Origin of the sequence: Armatimonas sp. (assembly GCF_031410135.1) — a bacterium.
Taxonomy (GTDB): Bacteria; Armatimonadota; Armatimonadia; order Armatimonadales; family Armatimonadaceae; genus Armatimonas.
On sequence record NZ_JANNYP010000623.1, the window covers coordinates 1 to 4,481 of the forward strand.

The window sequence follows — 4,481 nt, forward strand, 5'->3', positions numbered from 1 at the left end:
CAGATGGCTGGAGCAGAGGCAGTTTCCTCACGACGATACTAGTTATTGATATTTAATGAAAAATCAGTTAACTGTTAATAAAGCACAATAACGCCATCAACGTTAGGCGAGCCAAGAGAAAAGATATGGGACAAGATTAGCGCCCAGCGGGGGGACAAAAAGGTTAGTGATTAAACAGAAACTCCTTCGAGTTAAGAAGCGCCCAGAGAATATCCTCGGCTTCTTTGCGCTTGTCTTTTGCCTCGCGCAGGGACATCACCGCATCGAAGGTCTCGTCTTGGTCGGGGGGGCGGGAGACGGAGGCGAGGTAGAGCTCTTGCACGAGCTTGACATCCGGCGTCTTGGCCTCGATCAGTTTGGCGATGCGGCCTGTTTTGTTGGCGAGTTTCTCGTTGATGCCCTTGCCGTTCATGAAGTGCAGGAGCTGCCCGAGGTTGGGGGCGTCTTGGCGCTCGCACTGGCAGACGATATTGCGGGCGGGGCGGCCAAAGAGATCGAGGAAGTACGAGCCGGTGGTGGTATCGGGGAGCTCAGCGGCGCGCATTCCGGCGGGGTAGCCACCGAACTTCTCGGGCGCTCCGGTGGCGACGCCCACCGCATCGAGCAGTGGCTCGGCATCCAGGCGCTTGAAGAAAAAGTGCGAGAAGTAGCGCGTGTCAGCGACATTGAGCTTGGTGGGGGCGGCACTGCGCTGGTAGGCACGCGTGGCGAGAATCGTGCGCATCGTGTGCTTCAGGTCGTAGCCGTGGCTCACAAAGTCCTGCGCCAGCCAGTCCAAAAGTGCCGGGTTGGTGGGTGGGTTCGTGACGCGCACATCGTCCACCGGCTCAATCAAGCCCTGGCCCATGAAGTGCTTCCAGAGGCGGTTGACTAGCACTTTGGCGAAGAACGGGTTCTTCGAGTCGGTGAGCCAGTCGGCAAACGCGAGGCGGCGGTCGCCGGTGAACTCTTTGGGCAGGGGAGCACCATCGAGCGCCGTCGGGGTCATCACTTTTCCGGTGCGCGGGTGCGTGGCCTCACCGGAGTTGCTGGTGAAGATAATCTTCTCGTCGGGAGCCTCGCCGTTCTTGGTGCGCACTCTTGAGAAAAACGCTGCGAACTGGTAGTACTGGTGCTGCTTCCACTTTTCGTAGGGGTGGTTGTGGCACTTGGCGCAGGCAATGCGCACGCCCAGAAATACCTGCGACGTGGTCTCGGTGAGGGCATCGGGCGTGGACGCGGCGCGGAAGTAGTTGGCGGGGCCATCGTCGAATGCGCTTCCTTTGGCCAGCAGCAGCTCGCGGGCCATCTGGTTCCACGGCTTGTTTGCGGCGACACTATCCCGAATCCAGCGGTTGAGCGAGACCAGCCCCTTATCGCCCAGCACATTGCGGTTGCTGCGCAGAAGATCGCCCCACTTGAGGGTCCAGTAGTCCACAAACTCCGGGCGCTCTAGTAGCTTTGCGACCAGCTTCTCGCGTTTCTGGGGATCGGTGTCGGCGAGAAAGGCGCGGACTTCGTCGGGGGTGGGCAGAGTCCCGATCACGTCTAGAGAGACCCGGCGCAGAAAGTCCGAGTCGGAGCAGGTGGGCGAGGCGTCGAGTCCCAATGCAGCCAGCTTGCTCTCGATCAGCCTATCTGCCGATGTGGGCTGGGGTTGCGCGGGGCGGGGCGTGCCAAAGGGGGAGTTGAGCGACGCCGCGGAGACCAGGTCGCGGTAGCGGATCAGGATCGAGCCCGAGCCCTTGCCCACCACGCTGGCTTGACCATCGGCCGAGACCTGGGCCACCGTGCCATCGCTGACGCTAAACAGAGACTCTGCGCTCACATCGCGGCGGGTCTTGTCGGCAAAGTTGGCCCAGACCCGGAAGCGCTGCTGCTGGCCCACTGCGAGCGTCCGCACCGGAGGGACTACCTCCAGGCTGGCGACCTCGGGCTCGTCTGGCTGGAGACGGGGCATCCCCGCCGCGATCCAGTCCACGATCAGCTGGTACGGCGGTGAGCCTGCCTCGAAGAGCTGGCCGCCTTTATGTACTACTGCCATGGTCGGCTTGCGTAGCAGGAGGCTATTTTCCGGCTGGGCGGGCGACACTCTGCGCCCGGCAGCGGCGCGGGTGATGGACTCGTAGTCGGACTCAGGGTCGTAGCCCTGGAGGCTCAGCTTGAAGCCGCCCTTGCCCTGGGTTGCGCCGTGGCAGCCGCCCTGGTTGCAGCCATAGCGGGTGAGCAGCGGAATCACATCATGCAAAAAACGCGGCGGCTTTGCCCCCATCATTCCAGTGACAGTGACAGGGATCATGAGAATCTGCCCGTTGCGCGTTGCCACAAGAGTCGTGCTGCCGTCTTTGCGCGGCCAGAGGGTGCCCTCTTTCAGCACCGCGAGGCTCGGGTTTGCCAGCGCGAGCCTAACATCGCCGCTGACATCGCGGCCAGTTTCTTCCACCAGCACGCGTGCGGAGCTATAGGGGCCAGCAAGCGTGATGGCTTTCTCAGTGCCCGTAAAGGCGAGGGTGGCTTTGGCAGGCGGCGGTGGCGCGCTATAGCTCAGTGCTCCCAGCCCCAGCAATGCCCCGATGCACAGCAGTTTTCTCATAGAGTTTATTATACCTCCGCTTTGCGCGGTAAAATGGAGTGTTATGCCTATTTACGAGTACCGCTGCAAGTCCTGCCAGCAGAGCTTTGAGACGTTGCGCTCTTTTTCCCAAAAAGACGAGCCCACACCCTGCCCGGAGTGCGGCGTTCCCACGAAGACACGCCTACTCTCGCTAACTGCCGCCACGAGTCACGGCGAAAGCTGTGGCTGGGATGCAGGGGCCAATGCCTGCGTCCGCCCTGGCTGAGCGCTTCCCACCCGGCGCTGACCCGTGCGGTCGGCCTTTTGATTTTTGCCTCTTTCTGACGATACAGACTGCACTATGCCTGAAAAACGCTACTACATCACCACGCCTATCTACTATGTCAATGGAGTTCCCCACGTGGGGAGCGCTACGACCACGCTTCTGTGCGATGCCCACACGCGCTACCGCAAGCTCCGCGGCGACGACGCTTACTTCCTCACCGGCACCGACGAGCACGCCCAGAAAGTCGCCGATGCGGCGGCGAAAGCGGGGAAGACACCCCAGGCGTTTGTGGACGAAGTGAGCCAGCGCTATGTGGAGTGCTGGCAGTATTTGGGAATAGACTACAATAGCTTTATCCGTACCAGCGAGGAGCACCACAAGAAGATCGTCAAGGAAGTGTTCTCGCGCTTGCAAAAGAGCGGCGATATCTACATCGGTGTCTACGAGGGCTGGTACTCGGTGGCCGATGAGACGTTCTTCCGCGATACCGATGTGGACGAGAATGGGATCGTCAAAGAGACAGGCGCGAAAGTGGTGCGCATCCAGGAGGAAGTCCACTACTTCAAGCTCTCCGCCTATGGCGAGCGGCTCAAGGCCCATATCGCCGCCAACCCGACTTTTCTTCTTCCCGAGACGCGGCGCAATGAAGTGCTGGCGATGATCGAGGACGGCCTGCGCGATATCGCCATCTCCCGCAAGAACGCAGGCTGGGGCATCGAGGTACCCGGCGACCCAGAGAAAGTGTTCTATGTCTGGTTCGATGCGCTCATCAACTACTTAAGTAACACTGGCTGGCCCGAGAGCCCCGACTGGGACACGCTCTGGCCTGCCGATGCCCACTTAATGGCCAAGGAGATCTACGCACGCTTCCACGCGACGTTCTGGCCCGCGATGCTGATGGGGCTGGGCCTGCCTCTGCCCAAGCACGTGGTCGGGCACGGCTGGTGGACGGTCGGCGGTGAGAAAGGCAGCAAGAGCAAGGGAAATATCCCCGAGCCCAAGGCCGTCGTGGATGCGCTGGTCGCGGCCAGTGGCGCATCGGAGAGTGCGGCAAAAGACGCCCTACGCTACTATCTGCTGCGCGACATCCGCTTCACCGACGATTCCGAGTTCTCGCTGGAGTTTCTGGCGGGGCGCTGTAACGCCGACCTGGGCAACGACTACGGCAACGTGCTCAACCGTATCTTGAAAGCTACCTACTTCGACGGCACCATTCCCACCAACGCACCCCTCGATGCTGGCCTCACCGCGCTTGCTGCGGATACGGTCGCGGCCTACACGAAAGCCCTGGAGCGCTTCGAGTGGGGCAATGCGCTGGCTGCCGTCTGGCCGCTTTTGCGTGCGGTGAATGTCTACCTCGCCGAGAAAGCCCCGTGGAAAGCCGCAAAGGCAGGCGAGACCGAGGCCGTCGCGGAGGCTGTCTACAACGCGCTGGAGGGCGTGCGCCTCGCCACCTATCTGCTCTCGCCGGTGATGCCAAAGATCGCCGAGGAAGTGGCGCAGCAGCTGGGCTTGGCCTCGATCACGGCAGGCACTTGGGAAGACAACATTCGTTTCGGTGCTCTGCCCGGCGGCGTCAAAACCGGCGAGCCTGCCCCGCTCTTCCCACGTGTGGACACAAAAAACCTATCTTTAACGGAGAAACCCTTGGAAACGACCCCT

The 4,481-nt window shown here is 61.3% G+C and carries 3 protein-coding genes; 2 read left to right on the plus strand and 1 reads right to left on the minus strand.

Going from position 1 to position 4,481, the window contains the following annotated elements:
- Positions 1-163 precede the first annotated feature (163 nt).
- The gene (locus RMO15_RS22840; protein WP_309717732.1) at positions 164-2,572 is read right to left on the minus strand and encodes a DUF1549 domain-containing protein; all 2,409 of its coding nucleotides are present in this window, start codon (positions 2,570-2,572) and stop codon (positions 164-166) included.
- 43 nt (positions 2,573-2,615) lie between these two features.
- Between RMO15_RS22840 and RMO15_RS22845 the strand changes: the two genes are divergently transcribed.
- Positions 2,616-2,819, plus strand: coding sequence for a zinc ribbon domain-containing protein (locus RMO15_RS22845; RefSeq protein WP_309717735.1), 204 nt, complete (start codon positions 2,616-2,618; stop codon positions 2,817-2,819).
- A gap of 75 nt (positions 2,820-2,894) precedes the next feature.
- Positions 2,895-4,481: class I tRNA ligase family protein (locus tag RMO15_RS22850; protein WP_309717738.1), on the plus strand; the 1,587-nt coding region annotated here is incomplete at its 3' end.

Excerpts from the sequence above, each read along its gene's own strand:
- RMO15_RS22840 (WP_309717732.1), bottom strand. The coding sequence starts at position 2,572 with ATGAGAAAACTGCTGTGCATCGGGGCATTGCTGGGGCTGGGAGCACTG.
- RMO15_RS22845 (WP_309717735.1), top strand. The coding sequence starts at position 2,616 with ATGCCTATTTACGAGTACCGCTGCAAGTCCTGCCAGCAGAGCTTTGAG.